This is a genomic window from Streptomyces sp. SPB074 (genome assembly GCF_000154905.1).
In the GTDB taxonomy this organism is placed as follows: domain Bacteria; phylum Actinomycetota; class Actinomycetes; order Streptomycetales; family Streptomycetaceae; genus Streptomyces.
On sequence record NZ_GG770539.1, the window covers coordinates 4,854,400 to 4,856,541 of the forward strand.

The window sequence follows — 2,142 nt, forward strand, 5'->3', positions numbered from 1 at the left end:
CCGAGCAGGACCAGCGCGAGGACGGCGAGGACGAGGACGAGACCGAGGAGCCCGCCTCCGAGGACACCCCGGCCGCCGCGCCCCAGGCACCCGCCAAGGAGACGGCGAAGGAGCCCGTCCGGGAGACGGCCGAGGACGAGCAGGACGAGGAGAGCGCCGCGCGCGACGAGGACGAGGGCTCCGGGTCCTCCTCCAGCCGCCGCCGCCGTCGCCGTCGCCGCCGTGCCTCGGACGCCTCCGGCGAGAGCGGGACGACGCCCGCGGCCGACGACCCCGAGCGCACCGTCGTCAAGATCCGCGAGCCGAAGGAACGGCGCAAGGAGAGCGACCCGGGCGACGAGGTCCAGTCCATCAAGGGCTCGACCCGCCTGGAGGCGAAGAAGCAGCGCCGCCGCGAGGGCCGCGAGCAGGGCCGCCGCCGGGTGCCGATCATCAGCGAGGCCGAGTTCCTGGCCCGCCGCGAGGCCGTCGAGCGCGTCATGGTCGTCCGCGAGCAGGGCGAGCGCACCCAGATCGGCGTCCTGGAGGACGACGTCCTGGTCGAGCACTACGTCAACAAGGCCGAGTCGACCTCCTACGTCGGCAACGTCTACCTCGGCAAGGTGCAGAACGTGCTGCCCTCCATGGAGGCCGCGTTCATCGACATCGGCAAGGGCCGCAACGCGGTCCTGTACGCCGGTGAGGTCAACTTCGAGGCGCTCGGCCACCACGGCCCGCGCCGCATCGAGAGCGCCCTCAAGTCCGGGCAGTCCGTCCTCGTGCAGGTCACGAAGGACCCGATCGGCCACAAGGGCGCCCGCCTGACGAGCCAGGTCTCGCTGCCGGGCCGCTACCTGGTCTACGTGCCCGAGGGCTCGATGACCGGCATCAGCCGCAAGCTGCCCGACACCGAGCGCGCGCGCCTCAAGACCATCCTCAAGAAGATCGTCCCCGAGGACGCCGGCGTCATCGTGCGCACGGCCGCCGAGGGCGCGAGCGAGGACGAGCTGCGACGCGACGTCGAGCGGCTCCAGTCGCAGTGGGAGGACATCCGGAAGAAGGCCAAGACGGGCAACGCGCCGACGCTGCTCTACGGCGAGCCCGACATGACCGTCCGGGTCGTCCGCGACATCTTCAACGAGGACTTCACGAAGGTCGTCGTCAGCGGCGACCGGGCCTGGGAGACCGTCCACGGCTACGTCTCGCACGTCGCCCCCGACCTCGTCGGACGCCTGTCGCGGTGGACCTCCGAGGTCGACGTCTTCGCCACGTACCGCATCGACGAGCAGCTCGCCAAGGCGCTCGACCGCAAGGTGTGGCTGCCCTCCGGCGGCTCCCTCGTGATCGACAAGACCGAGGCCATGATCGTGGTCGACGTCAACACCGGGAAGTTCACCGGGCAGGGCGGCAACCTGGAGGAGACCGTCACCAGGAACAACCTGGAGGCGGCCGAGGAGATCGTGCGCCAGCTCCGGCTGCGCGACCTCGGCGGGATCGTCGTCATCGACTTCATCGACATGGTCCTGGAGTCCAACCGCGACCTCGTCCTGCGGCGCCTCCTGGAGTGCCTGGGCCGCGACCGCACCAAGCACCAGGTCGCCGAGGTCACCTCGCTCGGTCTCGTGCAGATGACCCGCAAGCGCGTCGGGCAGGGCCTCCTGGAGTCCTTCTCCGAGACCTGCGTCCACTGCAACGGGCGCGGCGTCATCGTCCACCTCGACCAGCCCACGACCCAGGGCGGCGGCGGTGGCGGCAAGCGCAAGAAGAAGGGCAAGAGCGGCGAGCACGAGCACGAGCACGAGCACGTCGAGCACGAGCTGACGTACGAGTACGTGAGCGCCGAGCAGGCCGAGGAGGCCAAGGCCCAGGAGGAGTTCGCGGCCGAGGTCGTCACCGGCCCCGCCGCGCTGCCCGAGCCCGCCTTCACGCCCGACGAGGACCTGTACAGCACCGCCGCCGAGGCCGAGGCCGCCGCGGCCGGGTACGGCGGACGCCGCGAGCGCAGCCGCCGCCGCGCCTCGCGCCGCTCCTCCGCGCCCGCCGGGACGCCGCGCGGCTCGCGCGTGACCGACACGGACACGGTCGGCGCCTACGACCCCGAGGAGCTCAAGGGCGAGCAGCCCGAGGCCGTCGCCGGGGTCCAGGAGCCGGCGGCCGACGCGG

The 2,142-nt window shown here is 72.2% G+C and carries 1 protein-coding gene; it reads left to right on the forward strand.

Annotation, left to right across the window (positions count from 1 at the left end):
- On the forward strand, positions 1-2,142 hold a 2,142-nt coding region (locus SSBG_RS20400), incomplete at both ends, for an Rne/Rng family ribonuclease (protein ID WP_008747957.1).